The 23,815-nt window shown below is 42.4% G+C and carries 23 protein-coding genes and 1 pseudogene; 12 read left to right on the top strand and 12 right to left on the bottom strand.

Translation table 11 applies throughout. The features are described 5' to 3' along the window. Window positions 1-94: 94 nt before the first annotated feature. Window positions 95-1,558 (bottom strand): DHA2 family efflux MFS transporter permease subunit, encoded by a 1,464-nt coding sequence (locus tag ACN6NF_RS12610; RefSeq protein WP_474319052.1) that lies wholly within the window; start codon window positions 1,556-1,558, stop codon window positions 95-97. A gap of 137 nt (window positions 1,559-1,695) precedes the next feature. Between ACN6NF_RS12610 and ACN6NF_RS12605 the strand changes: the two genes are divergently transcribed. From ACN6NF_RS12605 to ACN6NF_RS12595, 3 genes are all read left to right on the top strand, one after another. After that, window positions 1,696-2,265, top strand: coding sequence for a TetR/AcrR family transcriptional regulator (locus ACN6NF_RS12605; protein ID WP_025364963.1), 570 nt, complete (start codon window positions 1,696-1,698; stop codon window positions 2,263-2,265). Between the two features lie 195 nt (window positions 2,266-2,460). Next, window positions 2,461-2,712 carry a YolD-like family protein gene (locus ACN6NF_RS12600; protein WP_025364962.1) on the top strand — a complete coding sequence of 84 codons (252 nt, stop codon included), beginning with the start codon at window positions 2,461-2,463 and terminating at the stop codon, window positions 2,710-2,712. Window positions 2,713-2,749: 37 nt separating this feature from the next. Next, window positions 2,750-2,956 (top strand): hypothetical protein, encoded by a 207-nt coding sequence (locus ACN6NF_RS12595; RefSeq protein WP_017427005.1) that lies wholly within the window; start codon window positions 2,750-2,752, stop codon window positions 2,954-2,956. A 126-nt stretch (window positions 2,957-3,082) separates the two neighbouring features. Here the strand turns inward: ACN6NF_RS12595 and ACN6NF_RS12590 are convergent, their stop codons facing one another. Beyond that, window positions 3,083-3,412 carry a DUF3817 domain-containing protein gene (locus ACN6NF_RS12590; protein ID WP_016820809.1) on the bottom strand — a complete coding sequence of 110 codons (330 nt, stop codon included), beginning with the start codon at window positions 3,410-3,412 and terminating at the stop codon, window positions 3,083-3,085. 330 nt (window positions 3,413-3,742) lie between these two features. Between ACN6NF_RS12590 and ACN6NF_RS12585 the strand changes: the two genes are divergently transcribed. Continuing rightward, window positions 3,743-5,782: a fibronectin type III domain-containing protein gene (locus ACN6NF_RS12585; protein WP_474318020.1), complete on the top strand. Its 2,040-nt coding sequence runs from the start codon at window positions 3,743-3,745 to the stop codon at window positions 5,780-5,782. Between the two features lie 110 nt (window positions 5,783-5,892). Here ACN6NF_RS12585 and ACN6NF_RS12580 read toward each other — a convergent pair whose 3' ends face one another. Then, window positions 5,893-6,648: an AraC family transcriptional regulator gene (locus ACN6NF_RS12580; protein WP_474319051.1), complete on the bottom strand. Its 756-nt coding sequence runs from the start codon at window positions 6,646-6,648 to the stop codon at window positions 5,893-5,895. Window positions 6,649-6,960: 312 nt separating this feature from the next. Between ACN6NF_RS12580 and ACN6NF_RS12575 the strand changes: the two genes are divergently transcribed. Further along, window positions 6,961-7,992 carry a quercetin 2,3-dioxygenase gene (locus tag ACN6NF_RS12575; protein WP_474318019.1) on the top strand — a complete coding sequence of 344 codons (1,032 nt, stop codon included), beginning with the start codon at window positions 6,961-6,963 and terminating at the stop codon, window positions 7,990-7,992. A 10-nt stretch (window positions 7,993-8,002) separates the two neighbouring features. After that, the gene (locus ACN6NF_RS12570) at window positions 8,003-9,340 is read left to right on the top strand and encodes an MFS transporter (RefSeq protein ID WP_474318018.1); all 1,338 of its coding nucleotides are present in this window, start codon (window positions 8,003-8,005) and stop codon (window positions 9,338-9,340) included. A 222-nt stretch (window positions 9,341-9,562) separates the two neighbouring features. Here the strand turns inward: ACN6NF_RS12570 and ACN6NF_RS12565 are convergent, their stop codons facing one another. From ACN6NF_RS12565 to ACN6NF_RS12545, 5 genes are read right to left on the bottom strand one after another with little or no spacing between them, the layout of a single operon-like run. Further along, window positions 9,563-10,951 carry a HAMP domain-containing sensor histidine kinase gene (locus tag ACN6NF_RS12565; protein WP_474318017.1) on the bottom strand — a complete coding sequence of 463 codons (1,389 nt, stop codon included), beginning with the start codon at window positions 10,949-10,951 and terminating at the stop codon, window positions 9,563-9,565. Beyond that, entirely contained in the window at window positions 10,942-11,601 is a 660-nt protein-coding gene (locus ACN6NF_RS12560; RefSeq protein WP_019687345.1) for a response regulator transcription factor, read from the bottom strand. The genes ACN6NF_RS12565 and ACN6NF_RS12560 overlap by 10 nt, the downstream gene beginning before the upstream one ends. 37 nt (window positions 11,602-11,638) lie before the next feature. Then, window positions 11,639-12,397: a lantibiotic immunity ABC transporter MutG family permease subunit gene (locus ACN6NF_RS12555; RefSeq protein WP_474318016.1), complete on the bottom strand. Its 759-nt coding sequence runs from the start codon at window positions 12,395-12,397 to the stop codon at window positions 11,639-11,641. 1 nt (window position 12,398) lies between these two features. Beyond that, window positions 12,399-13,130 (bottom strand): lantibiotic immunity ABC transporter MutE/EpiE family permease subunit, encoded by a 732-nt coding sequence (locus ACN6NF_RS12550; protein WP_474318015.1) that lies wholly within the window; start codon window positions 13,128-13,130, stop codon window positions 12,399-12,401. Window position 13,131: 1 nt separating this feature from the next. Beyond that, the gene (locus ACN6NF_RS12545) at window positions 13,132-13,839 is read right to left on the bottom strand and encodes a lantibiotic protection ABC transporter ATP-binding protein (protein ID WP_474318014.1); all 708 of its coding nucleotides are present in this window, start codon (window positions 13,837-13,839) and stop codon (window positions 13,132-13,134) included. A 150-nt stretch (window positions 13,840-13,989) separates the two neighbouring features. Here ACN6NF_RS12545 and ACN6NF_RS12540 point away from each other — a divergent pair, with 150 nt between their 5' ends. Continuing rightward, complete coding sequence (locus ACN6NF_RS12540) at window positions 13,990-15,117, top strand: NAD(P)/FAD-dependent oxidoreductase (RefSeq protein ID WP_474318013.1); 1,128 nt, start codon at window positions 13,990-13,992, stop codon at window positions 15,115-15,117. A gap of 114 nt (window positions 15,118-15,231) precedes the next feature. On the opposite strand, the gene ACN6NF_RS12535 is transcribed toward ACN6NF_RS12540, so the two are convergent. Continuing rightward, window positions 15,232-16,395, bottom strand: coding sequence for an MFS transporter (locus ACN6NF_RS12535; RefSeq protein ID WP_474318012.1), 1,164 nt, complete (start codon window positions 16,393-16,395; stop codon window positions 15,232-15,234). A 111-nt stretch (window positions 16,396-16,506) separates the two neighbouring features. Here ACN6NF_RS12535 and ACN6NF_RS12530 point away from each other — a divergent pair, with 111 nt between their 5' ends. Next, complete coding sequence (locus ACN6NF_RS12530; RefSeq protein ID WP_474318011.1) at window positions 16,507-16,812, top strand: ArsR/SmtB family transcription factor; 306 nt, start codon at window positions 16,507-16,509, stop codon at window positions 16,810-16,812. 109 nt (window positions 16,813-16,921) lie between these two features. On the opposite strand, the gene ACN6NF_RS12525 is transcribed toward ACN6NF_RS12530, so the two are convergent. Beyond that, window positions 16,922-17,788, bottom strand: coding sequence for a MurR/RpiR family transcriptional regulator (locus tag ACN6NF_RS12525; RefSeq protein ID WP_474318010.1), 867 nt, complete (start codon window positions 17,786-17,788; stop codon window positions 16,922-16,924). A 180-nt stretch (window positions 17,789-17,968) separates the two neighbouring features. Between ACN6NF_RS12525 and ACN6NF_RS12520 the strand changes: the two genes are divergently transcribed. The 3 genes from ACN6NF_RS12520 (at window position 17,969) to ACN6NF_RS12510 (ending at window position 20,242) form a co-directional block, all read left to right on the top strand. Then, window positions 17,969-18,988 (top strand): Gfo/Idh/MocA family oxidoreductase, encoded by a 1,020-nt coding sequence (locus ACN6NF_RS12520; RefSeq protein ID WP_474318009.1) that lies wholly within the window; start codon window positions 17,969-17,971, stop codon window positions 18,986-18,988. Window position 18,989: 1 nt separating this feature from the next. Next, complete coding sequence (locus ACN6NF_RS12515; protein ID WP_474318008.1) at window positions 18,990-19,985, top strand: Gfo/Idh/MocA family protein; 996 nt, start codon at window positions 18,990-18,992, stop codon at window positions 19,983-19,985. Between the two features lie 134 nt (window positions 19,986-20,119). Continuing rightward, on the top strand, window positions 20,120-20,242 hold the full coding sequence (locus ACN6NF_RS12510) for a hypothetical protein (protein ID WP_474318007.1): 123 nt from the start codon (window positions 20,120-20,122) through the stop codon (window positions 20,240-20,242). Between the two features lie 138 nt (window positions 20,243-20,380). Here ACN6NF_RS12510 and ACN6NF_RS12505 read toward each other — a convergent pair. Next, window positions 20,381-20,878, bottom strand: a pseudogene (locus ACN6NF_RS12505) (AraC family transcriptional regulator); the annotation flags it as partial. 113 nt (window positions 20,879-20,991) lie between these two features. Between ACN6NF_RS12505 and ACN6NF_RS12500 the strand changes: the two are divergent. Beyond that, window positions 20,992-21,126 carry a hypothetical protein gene (locus ACN6NF_RS12500; RefSeq protein WP_474318006.1) on the top strand — a complete coding sequence of 45 codons (135 nt, stop codon included), beginning with the start codon at window positions 20,992-20,994 and terminating at the stop codon, window positions 21,124-21,126. Between the two features lie 130 nt (window positions 21,127-21,256). Here the strand turns inward: ACN6NF_RS12500 and ACN6NF_RS12495 are convergent, their stop codons facing one another. After that, on the bottom strand, window positions 21,257-23,491 hold the full coding sequence (locus ACN6NF_RS12495; RefSeq protein ID WP_474318005.1) for an alpha-galactosidase: 2,235 nt from the start codon (window positions 23,489-23,491) through the stop codon (window positions 21,257-21,259). Window positions 23,492-23,815 lie beyond the last annotated feature (324 nt).

Genomic DNA, 23,815 nt, shown 5'->3' with positions numbered 1-23,815 from the left:
GATTCATAAAAAAAAGCTGCTTAACCATAAATGAGATGGTTAGCAGCCTTTAGGTTTATTCAGGTATTACATTTGGAATAAAAATAATAATTAATTAGTGCATGGGTGCTTTAGCAGTGCCATGTTCAACATGAACTCTGCGGATGAAAAACGCAAGGATCAGACCGATCACGCTGATGACCATTGCAAAGAAAAATGAATTCTGAGATCCGATTACCATGGCATTAGCCATTTCATTTACGGATTGAGGCATGTTGGATTGGCTCAAATAGCTGTCCATGCCTTTGGAAAGAATACTTACCGCTACGGCAGTACCGATTGCACCAGCGACTTGCTGGAGCGTACTCATGATAGCCGTTCCGTCTGGATATAGATCCATAGGAAGCTGGTTTAGGCCGTTTGTTTGAGCTGGCATCATAATCATAGAAATGCCGATCATCAAGCAGCTATGAAGCACAATAATGAGTACGAGCGTGGAAGTCGTTGTAATGCCGGACAGGAAAAACAACACAGCAGCCACGATTACAAGCCCTGGAATCACAAGCCATTTGGGACCGAATTTATCGAATAAAGAACCCATAATAGGCGACAAGAGACCGTTAATAATCCCACCGGGCAGAAGTACCAAACCTGCTGTTAGAGCGGACAAGGCCAGCCCTTTTTGCAAAAAGAGTGGAAGAATTAGCATCGTAGAAAGGATCGTCATCATACATAAGAACACCATAATTACGCCAATCACAAACATTGGATATTTAAATACACGCAAATTCAGCATAGGTGCTTTCATTTTCAACTGTCGTACAGAGAATAGAATCAACGATACCACACCGACAATCACAGGAAGCAAAACAACCAAGCTGGTCCAGCCTTCGCCACCTTCTCCGGATTTACTGAAGCCAAACACGACACCGCCGAAACCAATGGAAGATAGGATAATGGATAAAAGATCAATCTTGGGCTTGGTCGGTTCTGAGACGTTCTGCATAAACAAAATACCGCAGATCAGCGAGAGTACCAGGAACGGAAGAGAGATCCAGAAGATCCAGTGCCAAGATAAATTTTGTAGCACCAGCCCTGCAATAGTAGGCCCTACCGCAGGTGCAAACATAATAACCAATCCGATAATTCCCATAGCCGCGCCTCTTTTTTCAGCAGGGAAGATAATTAAGATGGTGTTAAACATTAACGGCAATAACAGTGCTGTACCAATGGCCTGCAAAATGCGTGCGATCAATAACACTGAAAAGGTAGGGGCAAGCGCCGCAACGAGACAACCAGCTATTGAGAACAGCAACGATGCCACAAACAGCTGTCTTGTAGTAAAGGTTTGAAGCAGCAATCCCGATACAGGCACCAAAATACCAAGTGTCAGCAGATAAGCGGTAGTCAGCCATTGGGCTGTTGCTGTTGTAATATGCAAAATCTGCATCAAATCATTCAACGCAATGTTAAGTGCCGTTTCACTGAACATTCCAATAAAGCCACTAAGGAGCAGGGCAATCATAATAGGTAGCACCTTGAACGTCTTGGGTTCAGAGGGTGAACTTGTTTGACTCATTGTACTCATGTTGTTTTTGTTCCTCCAATAAATTAATGGGTATTGAATTATAACGATCGGTCTATATATAATAAACATGCTATTATTTTTTTGTCAAAGTAAAAGTTTCAAATATTATATAATGAAGGATGCTGTATATGGCTGCTAAACCCGAATCATATGAGAATATCGTACAAACGGCGTCGAGACTCTTTTTTCACCAGGGGTATCATGCGACCGGACTGAATCAGATTCTTGCGGAGAGTGGATCGCCGAAGGGATCACTTTATTATTATTTTCCACATGGTAAAGAAGAGTTGGCTTTGGAGTGCATAAGAAGAGGGAATGAGTTTATTAAGCAAAAATTAAAACAGGCACTGAGCGGAAACGAAAATCCTGTAGTAGCCATTCAGGATTTTATTCGTCATACAGCTGAGGAGGCAGACCGTCTCGGCTTTGACAGCTTCATGCCGATTGGCTTCTGGGCTGCTGCGGAAACTTCCTGTATCAGCGAATCGCTACGTCATGCTTGTGTGAATACGTTTACAGATTGGCAGCACATTTATATGGAGCGTCTTCAGGAATCGGGCTTGGATGAGGAAAAGGCACACAGCCTGGCGGTACTGATCATTTCAATGCTCGAAGGTGCATTAATTTTGGCCGTTACGCAACAGAGCAGTGCACCAATTTATAACATCGTGGATTACATTCCACAATTGGTCAAATGACTTAGCTGGTCGGTTTCCAAGCGCCCCTAATGAGCTCCAACAAGCGACTTTAGAGAGTCGATGTTTTCATTTTTGAGAACTCGGCTTTTTGGTGCATCCTGGGATGTAATTTTACTCACATTACCAGCACCAAATGATGAAAAGTATGGTAAAATGGAATGAATTTGATTTTGCGCGAAAGGAAGAGTGATGCAAGTGGCAAAAGCGAAGGTACCCAAACGGCCTACTCGGGATGAATTTGTACTTGAGGAAATCGGGAATCAGCTTGTAGAAGCACAACAAGAGCAATCCGAAGTTGTATTGACTGTATGGGGACGCGAAGAAGCAACCCGCGGACAAATCGTTAAAATGGATCCGAGAACAGGCAAGGTTCATGTAGAGAGCAATGGAGAAACGGATAAAGTTCCTTTTATGGATATCATGAGTGTAAATTACCCGAGAGATTAGTTGTGATTACATAAATATAACAGAAAGGGATGAAAGAATGTCAAAGTTAGGCGTCTCCCTTACAATCGGTATTTTTATGATCATCTTTTCAATGATTTTCGGTTTTAAAGTATATATAGTTGTTTCTGCTGCTATGTTCGGACTTTTTGCTTATCTAGCTATAGCAGGATATCTCAAACGTAATAACCAGGATGATCCGTCAAATGATGGCTATTATGAATTTTTGGAAAATGTCAGGAACTAATAATTATTATTCATGAATAAAAAAACAACCGAGTGGTTTACAGCCATCGGTTGTTTTTTTATATTCTGCTATATAAGTGGTAAAGAGAACACCGCATGGCTGCGTTGACCTAGGCCTGGTATAGGTTTATGTAGCTTTGATCGGGCTGGCATGATTGGTGCGGGCTGCGGCTTTCTTAAGCACCTTACGATCGAAAATGAAGGGGCCGAACGGCAACAGCGAGGCAATCAAGGCTGCAAGCCCTTGCAGCAGCGTAATTTTACGCAATATCAACATGACTAACGTGGCAACCACATAAGCCACAAACAGTACCCCATGGATCATTCCCACCCAGCTTACCATTTGCGGCATTCCAGCTGCGTATTTTAGTGGCATGGCAATACATACAAGCAGCAAATAAGAAATCGCTTCAATATTACCAATGGCACCAAACGTTTTAAAAGCATTTTTGAACATAATAGACCTCCTTTTTCCGTTACTTAAAATTTAATATATCCTATAATGCAATGTTATTAAACGGTAGAAAGTTACGATATATCGAAAATTTACAGCTAGCTCTTAATATTTACTTAGATACTCGGGTCACAACGTCCGGGTTGTTTAGATTAACGTAAGAAAAAAATGAGGTCTAAACATTTGGTATGGAAATTCCGATAACAGTTAAATGAACGTCTGTACGTTATGGTATATATTTTAAAAGCTGGATTGCAGCAGAAGGGTTTGTGCGTTTACTTATTCGTTTTAACAAATAAAATTTCCATACTGGTATCAAGGAGAGCATAGCATATGAATAAAAAACGTCTGCGTCAATGGATGGCTCCGTTCGCAACGGCCACACTGATTTTGAATACGGGATATGGCATTTTGGGACCCGATGCAGTGGCTAGCGCGTTGCCGACTGAAAGGCATAACTCAAATCTGACAGGTTTGAATAATGCACAATCACATACGAAATTAGCAACCCTTCAAGGTCACCATATGCCGATCAATTCTGGCACGAAATTGACTTCGTTAACTGGTCAGAAGGCCACTCTTAACCAAATAATAAAGGTAATGTCTAGCCAACTGATTACTTCGAATATTGCGCCGGCAGAGGTAAGCAATCTGACTGCGACTCCTACTGAAACAACAAAAGTAAATTTGTCCTGGACTAATCCCACGGACATTAATTTTGACCACATAAAAGTGGTGAATGTCACTAACGATGTATATGTAGATAACATTCGAAGTAACTCTTATATGATGAGCGGTTTACAGCCGAACACGACATATACCTTTCGCGTGAAAACGGTGAACAAGAGCGGCAACGAATCTCTAGGTACGACAATACAGGCTAAAACGGCCTCCATTGATGGTCCTGTGGATAAGACACCCCCAGGAGAAGTAAGCGGGCTGACAGCGACGAATGTAGGTTATAATGGATTTACCATCAATTACATATTGCCTAAGGATACGGACTTAAACCAAGCGATTATCTATTTAAATGGTACAGAAATTCAGAGAACCACAGGCACGTCTTACACGTTTAATGTCTTAAATGCTGCTACAGCCTACACTGTAATGGTCAAAACGATAGACAAATCCGGAAACATATCTCAAGGAGTTAGTATTCCAGTTACAACGTCTTCAGTCTCTACCGATATCGTGCCCGATGTGACAGGTGCTTCAGTGACATCAGTTAATAACTATAGTGTTACTGTAGCCTGGACAAGACCTAGCGGAATTAGTACGGTCAGTCTGTATAAGGATGGACAACTGGTAACGGATTCAACAGGATCATCCTATACATTTAACAATCTTTCGGCAAGCCAGACATACACGTTCACGATAAAATCCAAGCGAAGCACAGGTGCGTTGTCTTCCGGTGTGAAACTGACTGCCACAACGGACAGTACATCCTCCAATTCGTCAGAAGTGTCCAATCTTGAAGTCGATAGCAAAAGCGACACCTGGATCAAAATCACCTATGATATGCCGAGTCGAGCAGAGAAAGTGAAAATTTATGTTGATGGTGATTATAAGGGAACTACATCCTCAGAGTCCTATAAAATTACGGATTTACGAGAAGGACGCTGGTATGAGATTAAGGTCATAACTGTAAATAGTAGTGGAAGGGAATCTAGTGGTGTAAAGATATCGGAACGCACGAATTCGGATGGTTACTACTCTTCGTCTTCTAGTTCATCGAGCTATGAGAAAGCAAGAGATTTGATGCGGATTGCAGAGAACAGTCTAAATGCTTCCGACTGGCGTTCTGCCAGAGATGCGATTAGTGATCTGCCAACCGGTACACGTAAAAGCGATCTGCTGGATCGATTGGAGGCTATTCGCAATAGGGCATTAGGCACCGGCAGTTCATCGTCCGGGACGAGTTCAACTACAACGACTTCCGGCACTACAACGAGTTACACGAACAGTGCGGTTGCTTCCTATTCAACGTCGTTCACCCTAACACCAGGAGCTAAAACAGCTTATGTGGATGGTCGGGCTACAACGATAGCTCAGGCGCCGAAAATCATAAATGGCGTAACGATGGTCCCGTTACGATTTATCAGTGAACGGGTGGGTTACGATGTAAATTATGAAAAAGGCACCAAAAAGATCATTCTGAATCGTCCTACAGACGGCAAACAAATAGTACTTCAAGTCAAGAATTCTACACTTGCTGTATATGAGTTAAACAACTCTCGGAATTATTCGACGAACATCAATGCTCCGGTTATTGTTAACGGCTACACGCTGGTTCCATTACGAGTCATCAGCGAGCTTTCGGGTTATCAGGTAAACTATAATGCAGCATCCAAACAAATTACGATTACCAAATAAATACTCCTAACAAAAAGAGTTCTAAAGTAAAAAACTTTAGAACTCTTTTTGTTAGGAAATGTATGCGAAATACGAAAAGGGCGCTTTTAGACGTCCGTAAGATCTACGCATTACTGTATATTGGAACAGGCATTAAAACGAAATTCATGAGGGGTTAATCCACATCGTTCCTTGAAGATTCGATAGAAATATTTCATATCATGAATACCGACTTCAAGTGCGATCGTTTGAACGCTCCAATGGGTATCTAATAGTAAGCTACAACTCTCATGAATACGAATATCCTGCAGCATTTTTGTATAGGTCATTCCGCTGGCCTTTTTAAATTTGCGTTGAAATTGCCGTGAGCTAATTAAAAATTGCTTGCAAATTTGATCAATAGACAACGGATTTTTATAATTTCTGGTTATATCATCAATCGCATACTGAATGGGATCGGTTATGATTGGCTTGGAAACATGAGCTATTTGTTGCATGGCATGGCTGATATGTTCTAATAAATCGATCAAGTATAAATAAAGTTTATATCTAAATCCGGTGGATTTACATTTTTGCTCCATTTCAATAGTGTACATAATTTTAGCAAATTCTTTTGCATTTTCACGAACTTGAATATAGTCAGTACATTCCCGAAAAAGAAGGGCCAAACGATAAAAATCCTCTTGAATTTGGCTATCAGAAGGCTCTCCGGGCAATGTTAGTATTTGCTTGTCAAAAAGACAGTTCATAACCTCAAGTGGTGTATGATCTGTTGTATTGCTCTGAACAAAGAGATGTTCTTTTCCGTAAGGGATAAAAATAATATCTCCCTTGGAGACGGGCAACGTTTGCGTAGAAAATTTTAGTGTACCGTTGCCTTCCTTGATATAAGATATTTCATAAAAATTATGAGCATGTTTTTGAATATTTCCTTCTATTTGGATAGGACAAAGAGAAATTAGAGTCCCATTTGTGAAACTTATGCTCTAAATAATATGTCTCTTCGCTAACCAATGCGATCCCCTCCTTTGTTGGTAGAAAGCACACCATTTTTTAGTCATAAATTTTATTATATCAATTTTTAAGATGTATTCAATTGGTACAGGTCGTAATTGCCCATAAGCTGTCGTTCATGACCATTTAAGTGAGAAATCGAAACTATTAAAATTTTAAATATAAATACAAAGGAGGATGACATGATGAATGTTAGTTTAACTACAGAACTTCCAGAAGAAAAAACGCCTTATTTGCTGCGTAGCGGGGATGGAAGAAAGTATGTATTTGGTCAACAGGTAGCTACTGTTATTGCCGATTTTAAAAGCACTGGGGATGTACTCGAATTAACGACGATTTCAGGTGGGAAAGGAGAAACCTTTCCGCTGCACAAGCATAAAGATGCTTTTGAATCTATCTATGTAATGGAAGGTAAAATTGAATTTAGGCTCGATGGAGTGAACTATTTGTTGACTGCAGGAGACTATGTTCACATTCCTCCTGGAATCGCACATGCATATCGAATGGCTGGACATCGAAATCGCTTTGCTTCCTATTCGATTAAAGGTAATCTCACGGCAATATATGAGCTTTTAGGAGAGCCATATTCATTTTTTGAACATCCAACCACAGCGATGAATTCGTATACCGAGAATCAATTGACGGAAGCTTCTAATAGAGCAGATATTGTATTCCTTCAAGATGCTGTTCAATGGGGGGAGTATAACTCGCCTGAAGAAAGCCATAATCCAAGATGCGTAGCCCCTTATGTTTTGGAAAATGGAGAGGGAGACCGGCTGCTTACTGGAGACCAGCTTCACAGAATTCTAGCTACTCAAGAAAATACGAACGGGGAATACATTTTTGTAGCATCTGATGGCCCGAAAGGAGACCCCATTGTTGAACATTTTCATAACCACCATACGGAAACTTTCTTCTGTGTGCAGGGACAAATGACGATGTGGGCAAACGGCGAGGAAGTAAAACTATTCCCTGGAGATTTTCTTCATGTCCCTGCAGGAACACTTCATTCATACAGACTGGACTCTCATTATACGAAAGTCGTAGGTATGTTGGTATCTGGATTGTTCGAACCTTTCTTCCGGGCATTGGGTGAGCCGCACGAAACGTACACCTTTCCAACAGAACCAGGCCCGCTCCGTATGGATCGTGTAATGGCTATTATCGACGAACTTGATCTGAACGTGGTGGCTAAATCTCCGCTCGATCGTAAGTAGGGAGGACGCAGTGTCAGCCAACAATCGCACCAAACAGTCTGAGTCCTATGCTATTATCTGGATACTCGCATTTGCAATGGTAATTTCAGTGATGAATTCCACCATGTTTAATGTCGCGCTACCTTCATTACGCCAAGAATTTCAATTATCCTCTTCCCAAGTAAGCTGGGTTGTAACAGCATATATTATTATTTATGCTATTGGATCAGTGGCTTACGGAAAATTGGCGGACATGTTTAGGTTGAAAAACCTAATTACCATTGGATTATGTTGCTTCGCGCTAGGATCTATAGTCGGCTTTTTTTCTTCTAATTATTGGATGGTTATTGTGAACAGAATATTCCAATCCATTGGGGCGTCTGTTGTTCCGGCCTCATCCATGTTGATCCCGATTCGCTATATATCTATCGCAAATCGTGGCAAGGCTTTGGGGATTACTTCTGCCGGAATGGCTTTAGGGACGGCAATAGGCCCAATTATTGCTGGTTTTGTTATTGGATTTGCAAGCTGGCGTTACCTATTTTTAATCTCATTTTTAATAATTGTTACCATTCCTCTTTTTAGAAGGTATTTAATCAATGAAGCACCTTCAAAAGGAAAAGCTGATCTCATAGGAGGTATTTTGCTTGCCGCTTCCATTACACTGCTGCTACTCTCCATTACTGGTCATAGCTGGAGCTATTTCGCGGCTACGATCCTCATATTCGTATTGTTCATTATTCGTATTAACAAAACAGATGAACCCTTTATTGAACCGACACTCTTTAAAAATACAAGATATACGATAGGGTTGTTTATCGCTTGTATGGTTCTTACCCTTAATTTATGTGTTCCGTATTTGATACCGCAGGTGCTAAGCTCAATACATCACTTATCTTCTGTAAATACAGGACTCGTAATGTTTCCCGGTGCTTTGATTGCTGCATTGCTTGGGCTGGTAGGTGGGAAAATCGCGGACGCAAAGGGGAATCGCTTTGTGTTTTCGTTGGCTTTCCTATTCCAAGTGATAACATATCTTATATTAGGTATTTTTATAAAGGCGGTTCCAGCAGTTATTGCGATCATTTTAATTCTAGCGAATACTGGGTTAACGTTCGCTCAGATTACAATGGCAAACACTATTTCTCGAACATTAAGCGGTAAGCAAACCGGAGTTGGTATGGGTATCTATATGATGGGAAGCTTTATGGCGGGGGCTATCGGAACGTCTATTCTAGGATCCGTACTTGATCAAGGAGCACAAAGTCAAAGTGTGTTCAGCGCTATTTTTTGGATTATGGGCATATGGATCATAGGATTTGCCATTCTTTATTTTTCAGTTTTCCGTAAAAAAGCAACATCCGTTTAGCAACATATACAGTAATCAAATAACCACGTTCCCTATAATAATCGCCATAGGCTACGCCAGGAGTGTTTTCATTCCGATGGCAAAATGATAAAACGCTACTGACCTTCATATGTCAGTAGCGTTTTATATCGTTTCAATAACAAACGAGGAAGAGGGGGGACCTTAGGAAATCGAATCAACCTAATAGCTAATACTTATTTTGGTGGTTTTAACATTAGGTCATTAATGCACCGATGGTATCTCAATGCTTACTTGTCCGCCGCCTGTCTGGGTGGAGTTTGCGATGATCAGCTGTCCGCCATGTAGGTTCACAATGGATTTTGTTATGTACAGGCCCATCCCGTAATGTCCACTTAATCTTCTGGACGAATCACCCATATAAAATTGCTCCGCTGCTTGTTTGAGGCCTTCAGGAGAGAAGCCTGGGCCATCGTCTACGATGCTGAACCGAATACATTCTTCCACAGACTCTACAGTCAGTCGGATTTCGCTATTTTCTGGTGCTTGATCTACTGCATTAGAAGCAATATTCATGATGGCTCGCTCAAGCAAAAGAGGGTCTACATACAACGTCTTAGGGAGGTTGTATGCAGCAAATGCAACGGATGTTTTTTTGACAGCAGCCAAGGCCTTTACCTGATCTCTCACCTTCGTTAAATAGTAGTCCGTATCTATCGTTTCCGCCTGCAGGGTGGCTACTGTTTCTGCTTTTGAAATTTCAATAAGAGTTTTGATATACTGCTCCATTTGCCTGGTGCTCTCCGCTATATAATCGGTATAGTTCTTTTGCTCTTCCGATTGATCGGTTTCGGACAGCAGCTCTACGTTTCCGCGAACGATAGTGAGCGGTGTTTTGACATCGTGTGCAAGCGCGGATATTTGCTCGCGGCGTGATTTTTCGAGATTCCATTGCTTCTGAAGCGAAGTCTTTAACGTTTCTTTCATTTTATCCATGGAATGGAGCACCTGATCGATCTCCATCACACCACTGAGCTGAATTGAGAAGTCCAGGTCCTGTGCCTGAATTTGCTTTGTAGCCTGCTGCAATCCACTCATTTTGCGCGTCAGCTTTCGTCCGAAGGAGGAAGCGAGCAGGGCTACTCCCCCCAGGAAGGCGATACAAAACACGGCAAAAAAGGACAATTCCGCGTTCGGCAGATATTGACGTAGAATAGGAAGTTCATACTGTGCCGAGACAGAGTAGCGCATAACAGTAACTTTATTATTATGTGAAACTTTTACATAGTTATAGGGAAATTGATAGGCAGTATTGCTCTGCTGTGTAACACTCCAAGCGGCTTGAGCCTGTTTTTCAGAAAGATTTCCCTCAATGTGGCGGCCTTCCGAAGTGAATAACGCGTATCTATATAGTTTCTGCCGAGAATCCGGCTGTAGGGTCTTGCCAGCTTCAATGAATGCCTTATCCTCCCGTACTTGATTCTCAGCATAGTTCGCGGGAAGAATGGTTCCACAAGACATCAGGACATAGAAGATGAGGACCAGGAACAGCGCGAGCGCAATCGTCCCGATACAGAACATAACTAAATAACCCAGGAAAATGGTTCGTAATTTGGTAGTTTTGTGTGCTTGCTGTACTCTGGTTACTTCCATCGGTATCCGATCCCCCAAACTGTCTCTACTGGCGAAACCTCTACTTTGCCAAGCTTGGCCCGGATATTTTTGATATGCTCCACGATGGTAGCGGAATCGCTGTCCCCGTCAAACCCGAAGACGGCTTCATAAATCTGCTCTTTAGAGAACACCTGGCCCCAATTCAGAGCTAGAAACTTACATATTTCATATTCACTTTTGGTAAACGGGATTACAACATTCTGAACAGTGATTTCCTTACCAGACAGATTGAAATGAACTTCCCCGATGCAGAATACATTTCGTCGTTCACGATGCTCCCGTCTGAGATGTGCGTTGATTCGAGCGCGCAGCTCTCCAGCCCCAAACGGCTTAACAATATAATCGTCAGCCCCTTCCCCAAGGCCCAACATCACATCGTTCTCCATGGATTTTGCTGTGAGGAACAGTATCGGACAGTCCACCTTGCTGCGAATTTCCCGACAGAGTGTGAATCCGTCCATGCTTGGCATCATCACGTCAAGCAGGATGAGGTCAAAGGCTCCAAGCTGCATGGTGAGAACCTGCGGAGAGGCGGAGACCACCGTGACAACATGGCCATCTTTCTGCAAAATATTTTGAAGGAGTGCCAAAACGGCGGGTTCATCATCAACGGCCAACAAGTTTGCCATGCTTAATTCACTTCCCTTGCTTTCTTTACTATAATCATTACTCCGATGAATTTTGTCCTTCCCAACGACAAATCCATAACCCTAATAATACCATCATGACTAAGGTCCCTACTACGCAATATCTGATTCCCCAATCGAGCTGTATAGTTTCAGGGATAGAATCTGCTGAGCTTACACCGTATTGTACCCAGATCGTGATGAACCGGGCAGCCCAAGCAGAGGGGATAAACATCCATTTATGATCACCCAGCCCTGTAAGAAGCAAAGCGGACAATAGACTCTCCAAGATGCCCAGACCGATAGAAGCTCCTTTGCCGAATCGCAAGCTAATGAAAAAATGTAGAATATAAAGGAATACACTGGACATAAACAGAATGCAGGCAGCCAACACATAAAACTTCAAGCCATACGGGGACTCTTTCATCAGATATATATAGCCAGCCCCAAAGCCGCCTGAGGCAAGCAGCACACTACCAAATCCCAAGCACAGAAGAAGGCTAAGTTTGCTCAAAAAAGGTAGCAGCCTCACTGGCGAGGTCAAGAGGTGTTGGAAATTTCCAGCGACTGACTCCTGCTCAACAGCAATGGAGCAGACAATACCAATCATGGTAGGAAGAGCCACGGCCAGAACCTGCAAATAGCCGTCCACCTTCGAAATCGGTGAGTATGGAGTAAAGGAATAGTAGGCTAGAAAGATTGCTATACCTAAGAAGGGCACAAGCAGCTGCACCAGCAACAAGGGCTGCCTCCTAAGTTTGAGCACATCAGATTTCAGATAGCGGAAGAAAGATATCATCTTACTTAGCCTCCCGTTTACAAAAGGACATGGCCGTCAGCACTGACAGAATCATGAATAGACATACTGTGATCAACAGACCGGGAACAATTACGCCGCTATCCAAAAGTGGATCTCCTGAAGGAACGGCAAGTCCATTAGGCAACACTTGAATGACGGCGCACATCAATCGGGCTGGAATAGCATAAGGTACCGCCCACCATACAGAAGACGTAGCGAACAAGACGGTGCAGGCAACGTTGCCCAGCATGTTGATGATTAGGGTGGCAAACATGCCTATTCGATCCGTTAGGAACAGACAAAGTGGAACTTGCCACAAAAAGGTGGTGAAAAGTATCAGAGTTGCAGCGACGCTTTCTGCTAGTGTCACGGAAGTTGAGAATACGAATCCACCAAGAATTATTCCTATAAATAGGATTATGGAGGAAACCATTAGGAGCCTTACGCAAACCCCGATTTTACCGTACCATACCCGAGCTAAATCTACAGACATACCAAGGACAGCACGGTATTTCAGCTTCTTGCCATCCTTTTGGGTCACTCCCGAGCACATTAAGGTGAGAGCACCTGGCAGCAGCATGAAATACCACCAATTGTAGCTGGCGCTTTGGAGCATACGTCCCCCCATGAGCACGGTACACAGAAGAAGAGTAACGATGGGGGCAAGCCAGACCAGCTTTTTCGTGAAGCTGCGCTTTAATTTTAGATGTTCAGCGGCTATGTATTGCTGCATCCTACTCACCTCCCTTTCGGTATTCCTGTGCAATCTGCATGAACAACGACTCCAGGTCTTGCCCTGGAGTGACTGCTTCTTGATAAGCTAATATGCCGCCGGCAATGATACCGACATGGTCAACGATTTGTTCGACTTCGGATAAAATATGACTGGAAAGAATTACGGTAATTCCTTGCTTCGGGAAGGAGCGAATCAGCTCGCGTTGTTCCTGAATACCAATAGGGTCAAGTCCATTGGTTGGCTCATCCAAGATCAGTAGCTTAGGATGGTTGAGGAGCGCAATCGCAATGCCCAGCCGTTGTTTCATACCCATCGAGAACTGGCCCGAGCGCTTTTTCCCGGTATGAGCCAAATCAACAATGTTCAGCACTTCATCAATCCGCGAATCAGGCAGCCCTAGCAACGTTGTACGAACTTTCAGGTTCTCTCTAGCTGTCAAATTTTCATAGAGTGGAGGGGATTCGATCAGTGCACCGATCTGAGCGAGATCTTTTCGGGACCAGGGTTTTCCTTGAAATAAAATCTCACCGGCCGTTGGGCGTAGCATACCGGTTAACATTTTTAAAGTAGTTGATTTTCCTGCCCCATTCGGACCGAGCAGACCATACACGGAATTCTCCCGAATAGACAATGTGACGTTGTTCACCGCTTGTTGTCGTCTGAAGGTTTTGCAAAGATTTCTAGTCTGTAAAATAATGTTATCCATATCAGTTCATCCTTTTCATTCGTTCTGACAACTACTTTACAGATCAATTCTAAGAACTTTATAAGGATTGAAATATTAATGTTTCAAACTTTATGCATTCATACAGTATTCGCTATAATGGATACAGTGATTTAGGAAAGGGATGTATTCATGAAGAAGGTTATCGTAATCGGAGCAGGAATTCTGGGGGCATCGACAGCATACCAGTTAGCAAAAATGGGCGCTGATGTCATTCTTGTAGACCGCAAAGATAAAGGACAGGCCACGGATGCAGCTGCTGGCATTATCTGTCCCTGGCTATCACAGCGACGCAATCAGGCTTGGTACCAGCTAGCCAAAGCGGGCGCACGTTTTTACCCCGGGTTGATTGAAGAACTCAAAAGCGAGGGGGAAACAGAAACTGGCTATGCTCAAGTCGGGGCTCTCAGTATTCATGATGATTTGGAGAAAATTAAAAAAATGCAGGAACGGGCACATTTACGACATACAGATGCATCAGAAATCGGCGAAATTACGCAACTTAATCAAAAGGAAACCCATGAACGTTTTCCTTTGTTAGGAGATCGCTATCATTCTGTTCATATTAGCGGTGCCGCTCGTATAGATGGTCGTGCCCTGCGTGATGCGTTGATCCGATCAGCACAAAGAAATGGGGCAACCCTTATCCATGGGGATGCTGTGCTTCAATATGATTCCAACCATGTAACCGGCGTAACGGTTGGTGAAAACAGCTTCTCATCTGACGAAGTCATTGTTTGTGCAGGTGCATGGGCCAATCAACTAATGCTACCGTTGGGCATCCGCTTTAAGGTTAGCTTTCAAAAGGCACAGATTATGCACTTGCAGGTTCCTGCCTGGCAAGATACAGGAACTTGGCCTGTAATCATGCCGCCTACTGATCAATACTTGTTGGCGTTTGATCAACAGAAGATCGTAATTGGGGCAACTCACGAGAATGAAATCGAAGGCTACGATACAAGAGTAACAACAGGCGGGATGCAGGAAATCCTAAATAAAGGTTTAGAATTAGCACCTGATTTAGCAAATAGCACCTTTCAGGAGGTAAGAGTCGGCTTCCGTCCTTTTACCCCGGGTTTTCTACCGGTAATTGGAGCTGTTCCTGGCTGGAACGGCCTTATCGTTGCCAATGGGCTTGGAGCATCCGGGCTGACCATGGGTCCCTTCATTGGAGATCAACTGGCAAAGTTAGCACTTGAAATGGTCCTGGATATTAACATTGATGATTATGATATTCGAAATGCAATTGATGAAAATTGATCCTTGAATGTGAACCGCAATATATAGCTTAAGAAGCCGCCCTACTGGCGGCTTTTTTTATCCATATAAGTTCTTTTTCTAGCCTAAACTTGTCAATATTAAGGTTATTTATTTCTATTTTAAACTTAGACTTAGCAAAACCCCGCTACGTAGGAACAAGATTAGTGACATACTGAAACAAATCACAGAGAACAGGCTAACGGAAATAAAACCACCGGCGTGCGCGTATAGTATTCCTGCTGTGAAAGAACCAACCATCGTTCCGAAATACATAGAAGAATTGGCAAGTGATGAAACTGTTCCACGTGCTGTGGCAGACAAGGTTTGAAGCATACTCATCATAAGCGGAAAAATCATTCCAAGGATAAGGAAGATCAGAAAATATGTAATTTCGACATAGGTTACACTAGGTAAATAGGGCAGAAGTAAATAAAGCAGGCCGATGAAAATTACGCCGTATATCAAAGATTGCTTAGGACCCACTTTGTGAACTAAGCTACTCCCAAACAAGCTGCTGATCGTATTTCCTAAACCAAGGAACAAAATCACAGTACCAATATTTGCAACATTGAGGCTGAATTTATCGGAGAGCCATGTACCAATAAAAGAGAAGGCAGCAAAATTTCCGAGTTGAAATAGGAAGTAGGCCAGAAAAGCGACCTTAGGCGCTGATCCCTGCAGTAATGAACGATATCTGTTCCCAATCGTGGGAGCCTTTTGCTTCTGTATAGACGGTGGTAAGTCGGGCAAAAGAACAGCAGCCAAAACAACGATCAGGAAGGTGCAACAACTAATCACAATAAATGGTGCTTGCCACCCGGCGGTAGCCAGATAGCTGCCAATGGGCACACCTAGCATTTGGGAAAAGGCTAATCCTGCGGTGGCAATTCCCATGGCTTTTAATACTTTATGTGGTTGAACCAACTGAGGAATGGCAGCCCAAACTTGAGGCGAGGCAAAAGCGGCACTAATGCCAGCCAATAAGCGAAAAGCAAACATGGTCCAAAAATCAACGGCAAAGCCGCAAAGTAAAGTGAAGATACCAAAACCAAGCAAGCCGAACAGTAGTACTTTTTTTCGATTCCATGCATCTGATAAAGGTCCAGCAATTAAGGCAACCACAGCATAACCTAAAGCATAGGCCGAAACGATCCAACCCGATTGCTCAATAGAAATGCCAAATGTTTCACGAAGAATAGGTAGAAGAGGCGACACAATGAATGTATCCGTACCAATGAAAAACATGATCAAGAAAAACAAGATGATAATTTTATTCAAAACAAATCCCTCCACATGTTCTATAGTTCGATTATTTTCGAACAATAGAAATATAGCACTCTAATATGATATAATGCAACTATAATTCTTTGTCAGGCAGGTGAACGGATCTTGAGAACACTATATCATCCTAACGTTAATGAAATTACTCTACCTACAGTTTTATATGCTCTAAGTGACCCCATTCGGCTTAATGTCATCCAGATTTTAGACAAAGATGGGGAGCAATCCTGCAGCTCGATAGATATTTCAGCCCCAAAGTCAACCTTATCCCATCATTTCAAGGTTCTTCGGGAATCAGGGGTCATTCATACGAGAATAGAGGGAACCCAACGCTTTATTTCTATCCGTTACGACGATTTGAATGAACGCTTTCCAAGCTTGCTGTCGGCTGTACTGATGGGCTTGAAGCGATAAAAAAAAGGTCTAGTTAGTATGATACTAACTAGACCTTATTTGCCGAAAAACAACCATATATACTTATAAGATTGCCGCTTATTTTGAAGTTAGAGAGAAGCTAATCTTTCTATACGTCATTCATCATGTCATTGAGATGCGAATTCTCCAACGATTGTGTCAGGGTTTGCATATTTTTCAAGTAGTCAATTTTATAGATACAGGAGTAAATCACGTTTAATACATAGTCAAAGGCAATTTGCGACGAAAATGTACCAATCTTAGCATGCTTTACTTCGTCATTAGGCACCTGGATACATATACTACTTCGTTTGGCCAACTCACTTTGATTGGTAGCTGTAATTGTGATAAAAGGAATGTTTTCACGCGTAAAATGTCGTGCCGCTTTTAAAAAAATCGGTGACTTACCGTGGTAAGTCAAGAAAATAGCGCAATCCTCTGAAGTTAGATTAGCCGTATGGTAAGCCCATTCAGACAGCTCCGTGGCTATAACCACATACTTGTTTATTTTTACTAATTTATTCTGAAAACTTTTCGCTCGGATTTGTGAATCGCCTAACGCATATATAAAGATCCTGTTCGCTTGATCCAGCAACTGAGCCGTTTGTGACAGCAAGTTATCATCCATGAATGTAAAGTTTTTTTCAATCGTTTCCTTCATTAATTCCGCAATTTCTTTCGCCACTTGAAGTGGGGTTTCATCAAACCCGAATGGATAGTTGGGGTCCACATTGGAAATATTCTGGGTATCTTGCTGAAATTCCCGAGCGAGTTTTATTATAAACTCCTTGAAGCCGGATAGCCCAAGTTTGTGAATTAATCGATTAATGGCGGAATGCGAAGTATACGTAGCTTTGGCAAGCTCCTGAATATTTAAGTGCAGGATCGCTTCCTTGTGGACCAAAATATAGGAAGCAATGCTTTTTTCGTTTGGTGTAAAGTTTTGCATTTCAGATAATTGCATCAGTATTTTCAACAGGTTCCCCCCGGTTCAATTGAAATAACGTTTTACAAAAGATACCAAATAAACATTTTGTTTAAAAACAAGCCGCTATGCTTACAAATATTCGGTTAAATGTACCATTTTGATGGCAAATTCTTTACGATCGACGTTCTTCTACTATAATAAATGAAAAAGAACTTAGGGGGAATTAATATGCTTACTATCGGTTATATTGGGAATGGCAAAAGCACCAATCGGTATCATCTTCCTTTTTCATTGACCAGAGATCATTTGAAAGTAAAGACGATCTACGCCCGTAATCCAGATAAAGGGGAGTGGGAGAAACCCCCTAACGTTCAGTATACGGATAATCTTGATTCTCTAATGAACGATAAGGAAATTCAGTTGATTGTTGTCTGTACACCTGTAGAATCTCACTACACTTATGCGAAAATGGCACTCGACCACGGAAAAAATGTACTTGTTGAGAAACCCTTTATGTTAACGAAAGAAGAAGCTGTGTCCATCTTCCAATATGCCAAAGAGAAAAATCTGATTATACAGTGCTATCAAAACAGACGTTACGACTCGGATTTTCTCACTACAAAGAAGGTTATTGAATCAGGAAAACTCGGTGATTTGCTGGAGGTGGAAATGCATTTCGATTATTATCGCCCTGAGACCCCCAACTCCACCTCTCATTTTTCCAAATATAATAGTTACCTTTATGGACATGGCGCTCATACCATTGACCAGGTTCTTTCCTATTTTGGGAAGCCTGACACGATCCATTACGATGTGCGCCAATTGCTCGGTTCTGGAAGAATGAATGATTATTTTGATCTGGATTTTTATTATTCTTCACTCAAGGTATCCATCAAATCCAGCTTTTTTCGTTTGAAAGAGCGGCCGAGTTTTGTTGTATACGGCAAAAAAGGCGTTTTTATAAAGCAGACAAAGGATCGTCAAGAGGAGCATCTTAAATTATACTATCTGCCTAAGGGACACGCCGATTTTGGCATCGACCAGCCTGAGCATTATGGTATTTTAACGTATCTTGATGATGATGGTCAGTATCATGAAGAAAAAATCGTTTCTGAAAAAGGAGATTATGCCCGAGTATATGACGATCTCTATCATTCGATTATACAGGGCAAAGAAAAAGCGATTACAGATGAAGAAACAATAACTTTAATGGAAATACTTGAGAAGGGTATAAAGGAGTGTAACTAGAATGAAATTGGGAATTGTTGGAGCAGGAATGATCGTAGGGGATCTATTGAGTTTTATTCAGGAAATCCCAACTATTTTATTAAAGGCCATTTGTTCTAGACCTAGCCATGAGGGGAAATTACTAGATTGGCAACGTAGATATGGAATCTCTCAGATTTATTCGGATTACAGCAAAATGCTGATGAATAATGACGTGGATACTGTCTATATAGGGTTGCCTAATCATCTTCATTATTCATATGCCAAAGAAGCATTATTGAGTGGTAAACATGTCATTTGTGAGAAGCCGTTTACATCCAATGTGCATGAATTTCTAGAGCTAAAAGAAATTGCTCAGCAAAGAAAACTGGTGTTGGTGGAAGCCATTACAAATCAATATTTAAAAAATTATTTGTCCATAAAGGAGTATCTGCCTAAACTTGGCGAGATTAAGATAGTGGAATGCAACTATTCTCAATATTCATCCCGGTATGAGGCTTTTAAATCGGGAGTAATTCAGCCTGCGTTTAATCCAGAAATGTCTGGCGGAGCCTTGATGGATATCAATTTATACAATATTCATTTTGTTGTTGGCCTTTTCGGAAGCCCTAAGAAGGTAGAATATTTGGCGAACATGGAACGTGAAATTGACACTTCAGGTATACTGCTGCTTGATTACGACGATTTCAAGTGTGTTTGCATAGGTTCAAAAGACAGTACGGCACCCAATGCAGTGAACATCCAAGGCAATAAAGGCTATATACACATGGCGAGTTCAGCTAATATATGCGATTATTTTGAATACACTCCTAATAAGGAAACGCCCATCCAGGTGGACCTGAAAGATCATTCGCATCGTATGTATGACGAATTCGTTGAATTCGACCGTATCATCCATGACAACGATTTGGAAAAAGTCTCGGATATGCTTGAACATAGCGAAAAGGTTATGAATGTCATTGAGGAGGCCAAACAGTCGGCGAATCTTGTGTTTGGTCCTGATAAACATAATCTTTAAAATGCTTGTACCTAAAATTGAAGAAGCAACTCGCTTGAGTTGCTTCTGACTCATTAATTTGAGAGTAGCAGATAGATACGTCTGCTACTCTTTTTTCGCCCAGATTCACAATTTCCGGTCAAAAGCATGCCAATTTGCCCGGCCATCTCTTTAATGTAAAGATGACTCCAGAGTGGCATGACGAAATTCCCAGACTTTCGGTGACTCCAGCACCTGCTACAGATTGGGGTGAAACGCTGCTGCCGAATTGGACCTGAAGACCGTCAAAACGATACTGGAGAAGTCAGCGACGCTCCCGGCTTATAGGAAACTCGCTGCGAAGTTAAACGAATCATTCTACAAAAAGGACGGCATTAGACCGTCCTTTTTGCTTCCTCGCCCATCAGCCCGAATGCTCAGTCATTCAGAACCCTATCGTATTTTCCCCTCAATCGTTTGATATCCGCTCTTGGGGGAGCACCGAACATGCGAGAGTATTCACGGCTAAATTGGGAAGAGCTCTCATAACCAATCCTGTAAGCTACATCGGCTGCATCCGCTGATTCGGCTATTAAGATACGACGGGCTTCCTGAAGTCTCAGCTGTTTCTGAAACTGAATCGGACTCATGGCGGTTACTTCTTTAAAATGCCGATGGAATGCAGAAATGCTCATACTGGCGGTCTCTGCAAGATCTTCGATCCGAAAAGACTGATCCCAATGTTGAACAATATAGTCGATAGCCTCCCGGATTCGATAGGTGCTGCTTCCTTCGACCGCAATCTGAGCCAATTTGGCTCCATAGGGGCCCTGAAGGAGTCTGTACAGAATCTCTTTTGTGCAGAGTGGGGCGAGAAACGGGATTTCTTCTGGAGTATCTAGCAGGCGGGCAAGTCTAAGCACAGCATCTAATAGTTCTCTTGACAGAATCGTAAGCCGATTAACTAAAGAAAGATAATTAACATCCATAATTACTTGCCCAAAAGCCGTGGATCGTTCCGATTCCGGGCACGCGGAAATGGAGTCGCTTGGAAGAAAATTTAGGTGCGGTAAGCCTTCAGTTAACGTCTGAAGATGTGCGGAACATTAGCAACGCAGCCTCGCAAATCACATTGATGGGCGCGAGATATACAGAGGAGTTGGAGAGAAGAACAGGTCTGTGATCTAATTCTAATTCTTTTAAGTCCTTCGTAGCTATGCAGATTGAATTGAAGGAATACCTTATTTTCAGAGAGTCGTACCGGGTAAAATCATCGGATTTTTACGAGAATGATTTTACCCGGTACGATATGTTTAAGAGGAAGTCTCTTTAGTTAAAGTAAATAATTGAGATGAAAAATCATATTTCTCCGCAATATTAAAATCCTGGTCGGCCTTATAAGGCGGGGTGAGTATAAGTCCGATGTTCATTAACTCGCTGCCTGTATAACGTCGGTCCAGTTCTTCCACGAAATATACTGCCATTTCATCCAGTCCGATGAGCTTTAGCCGTGAATAAGCTGCATTGGGACGCGAGAGCACCTGGTACCAGCCGACGAGAGCATGCTCGCGTCCTGCATCAATGGTCATCCAAGCTGTCTCATTTTTTTCGAAGGGACTTAGCAGACGGTAAAAGGTTCCCTGGGTAACTAATCGTTGGTGACGTTTATACGCTTGTATCTGCTTTTTGATTATACTGCACTCTTCCTCGTTCAAAGCCAATGGATCGAGTTCATAACCGAATACACCGAAGTAGGCGACATTTGCTCTGGTTTGCAGCGGTGCGGTTCTGCCTACCTGATGGTTCGGAATAGTTGAGACATGAGCACCCATGCTGCTAAGCGGATAAGCCATGGAAGTGCCATACTGAATCTTAAGACGTTCAATAGCTTCGCTATCGTCGCTCGTCCATGTTTGCGGAGCATAATAGAGCATTCCTGGATCAAACCGTCCTCCACCAGAAGCACAGGATTCAAACAAAATCTCAGGATATTTGGTAATCAGCCTCTCATATAAAGCATATACGCCTAAGACATAACGATGAAAAAACTCGCCCTGTCTTTCCTTCCCCAGAGATAAAGAATAGGCTTCTGAAATGCAGCGATTCATATCCCATTTTACATATTCGATATGAGCAGAAGAGAGCACGTCATCCATTAACTTGAACAGGTAATCCACAACAGGCGGTTGGGAATAATCAAGGACATACTGATGCCTTCCATGCTTGCGCTTACGACCGGGGGTTCCCACAACCCAGTCCGAATGTTCCTTCATAATATGAGAGTCGGAGTTAACCATTTCTGGCTCGAACCAAAGACCGAATTTCATACCGAGCTCATTAATCTTCTTTGCTAGATTCGAAATTCCGTTCGGTAGCTTTTCACGATTTTCAAACCAGTCTCCGAGTGAGGAGGTATCTGTGTTTCTTTGACCGAACCAACCATCATCCAGGACAAAGAGCTCGATCCCTAGTTCGCTTGCCTTTGTAGCCATATCTACTATTTTCTTCTCAGTAAAATCAAAATAGGTTCCTTCCCAGTTATTAATCAATACAGGTCGTTCCCGGTCGGCCCAGCTACTGCGAATTAAGTGTTTATTATACAGACGATGGAACGCCTGACTCATGCCGTTCAAACCGCTCTGTGAGTAGACCATAACTGCTTCAGGCGAATAAAAACATTCTCCAGGCTTCAGCGTCCAGCAGAATTTGTCAGGATGAATACCGATGATCAGTCGGGTAGTTGAGTAACTATCCACTTCCGCCTGGGCAAGAAAGTTCCCGCTGTAGACGAGATTAACTGCATATATTTCTCCTTGGTGTTCCTGAGATCCCGGTTTGGCAAGCGCCAGAAATGGATTGTGGATATGACTACTAATTCCTCGTGTACTCCCAATGGACTGAACACCTGGTCTGAGTGGTGTACGCTCCACGTGTCGTTCCCTGCCCCATGCCCCCGACAAATGAATAATTTCATATTCAGAGTCAGGAAGATCAAGGCTCATGCTCATTAGACGGTTGACTTTCAGAATACCACTTCCGGAATTCGTTATAGATACGGATCTCGTGATTACAGGCAGTTCACTGAAGATGGTATAAGCAAGCACGGCAACCGCTCCTGTAAGAGAGTCGGTCAGCGTGATCAGGAGTGTCTCTGCTTCATCTGCTTCCTTACAAAAGGTAGCAGGGAGATGGGGGATTTTAGGTTTGCCCGTGATGACCTCGTAACGGTCAAAAATGAACTCCATTACATGAGAACCGTCCTCCTGTATGATCTCAACTGCTGGTTCTCTAAAGTCTCCACTTCCTGAAGAAGGAAATTCCTGCTTAATGCTTTCCAATGATGTTACCAAGTCACCATCAAACTCACCGACAGACACGGAGCGGTAGCTTCGCTCAATAAAACGGTCATATTGACCTAGGTACTCCATTTTTTTGCCATAATATAAATGCTCCAATTGCCCGTTCTCCATGACACGGAAAAGATAGCTGCAGTATTTGTTCGTTAAGTGAAATGTTCGTTCCTTTGGGTTAACTTGTATACTTGCCATGTACTTAGCCCCTTTCAAAATATGACAACCAGTTGAAAGCGTTATTATTGAACTCAGCATAACAAAGCCAGTGATAGAAAATACATTGCTTTTTTTAAGCCAATTATGGGGAAAACAAAGAACCTTACGAAAAGGATTTATTTAAGTTCAACCTTTTTTCTGGGTATTTGTCATACTTAACTTATGCTATATTGATAAATTAACAAATATAGATCTATATTGTAGAAAGTTGTAGAAAGTACGGGGAGATTGCGGAAAAGGCCAGAGCCTCTACTTTTTCAAATCAGGATTGTAGCTCCATTATATATGACTTTTGCAGCCAAA

The sequence above is a fragment of the Paenibacillus sp. TSM33 genome (genome assembly GCF_056099025.1).
Note: the sequence above shows the minus strand (reverse complement) of the source record. Positions and strands in the feature narration are given on the sequence as shown.

Excerpts from the sequence above, each read along its gene's own strand:
- ACN6NF_RS12610 (WP_474319052.1), bottom strand. The coding sequence starts at position 1,558 with ATGAGTCAAACAAGTTCACCCTCTGAACCCAAGACGTTCAAGGTGCTA.
- ACN6NF_RS12605 (WP_025364963.1), top strand. The coding sequence starts at position 1,696 with ATGGCTGCTAAACCCGAATCATATGAGAATATCGTACAAACGGCGTCG.
- ACN6NF_RS12595 (WP_017427005.1), top strand. The coding sequence starts at position 2,750 with ATGTCAAAGTTAGGCGTCTCCCTTACAATCGGTATTTTTATGATCATC.
- ACN6NF_RS12590 (WP_016820809.1), bottom strand. The coding sequence starts at position 3,412 with ATGTTCAAAAATGCTTTTAAAACGTTTGGTGCCATTGGTAATATTGAA.
- ACN6NF_RS12585 (WP_474318020.1), top strand. The coding sequence starts at position 3,743 with ATGAATAAAAAACGTCTGCGTCAATGGATGGCTCCGTTCGCAACGGCC.
- ACN6NF_RS12575 (WP_474318019.1), top strand. The coding sequence starts at position 6,961 with ATGAATGTTAGTTTAACTACAGAACTTCCAGAAGAAAAAACGCCTTAT.
- ACN6NF_RS12565 (WP_474318017.1), bottom strand. The coding sequence starts at position 10,951 with ATGGAAGTAACCAGAGTACAGCAAGCACACAAAACTACCAAATTACGA.
- ACN6NF_RS12560 (WP_019687345.1), bottom strand. The coding sequence starts at position 11,601 with ATGGCAAACTTGTTGGCCGTTGATGATGAACCCGCCGTTTTGGCACTC.
- ACN6NF_RS12555 (WP_474318016.1), bottom strand. The coding sequence starts at position 12,397 with ATGATATCTTTCTTCCGCTATCTGAAATCTGATGTGCTCAAACTTAGG.
- ACN6NF_RS12550 (WP_474318015.1), bottom strand. The coding sequence starts at position 13,130 with ATGCAGCAATACATAGCCGCTGAACATCTAAAATTAAAGCGCAGCTTC.
- ACN6NF_RS12545 (WP_474318014.1), bottom strand. The coding sequence starts at position 13,839 with ATGGATAACATTATTTTACAGACTAGAAATCTTTGCAAAACCTTCAGA.
- ACN6NF_RS12540 (WP_474318013.1), top strand. The coding sequence starts at position 13,990 with ATGAAGAAGGTTATCGTAATCGGAGCAGGAATTCTGGGGGCATCGACA.
- ACN6NF_RS12520 (WP_474318009.1), top strand. The coding sequence starts at position 17,969 with ATGCTTACTATCGGTTATATTGGGAATGGCAAAAGCACCAATCGGTAT.
- ACN6NF_RS12515 (WP_474318008.1), top strand. The coding sequence starts at position 18,990 with ATGAAATTGGGAATTGTTGGAGCAGGAATGATCGTAGGGGATCTATTG.
- ACN6NF_RS12495 (WP_474318005.1), bottom strand. The coding sequence starts at position 23,491 with ATGGCAAGTATACAAGTTAACCCAAAGGAACGAACATTTCACTTAACG.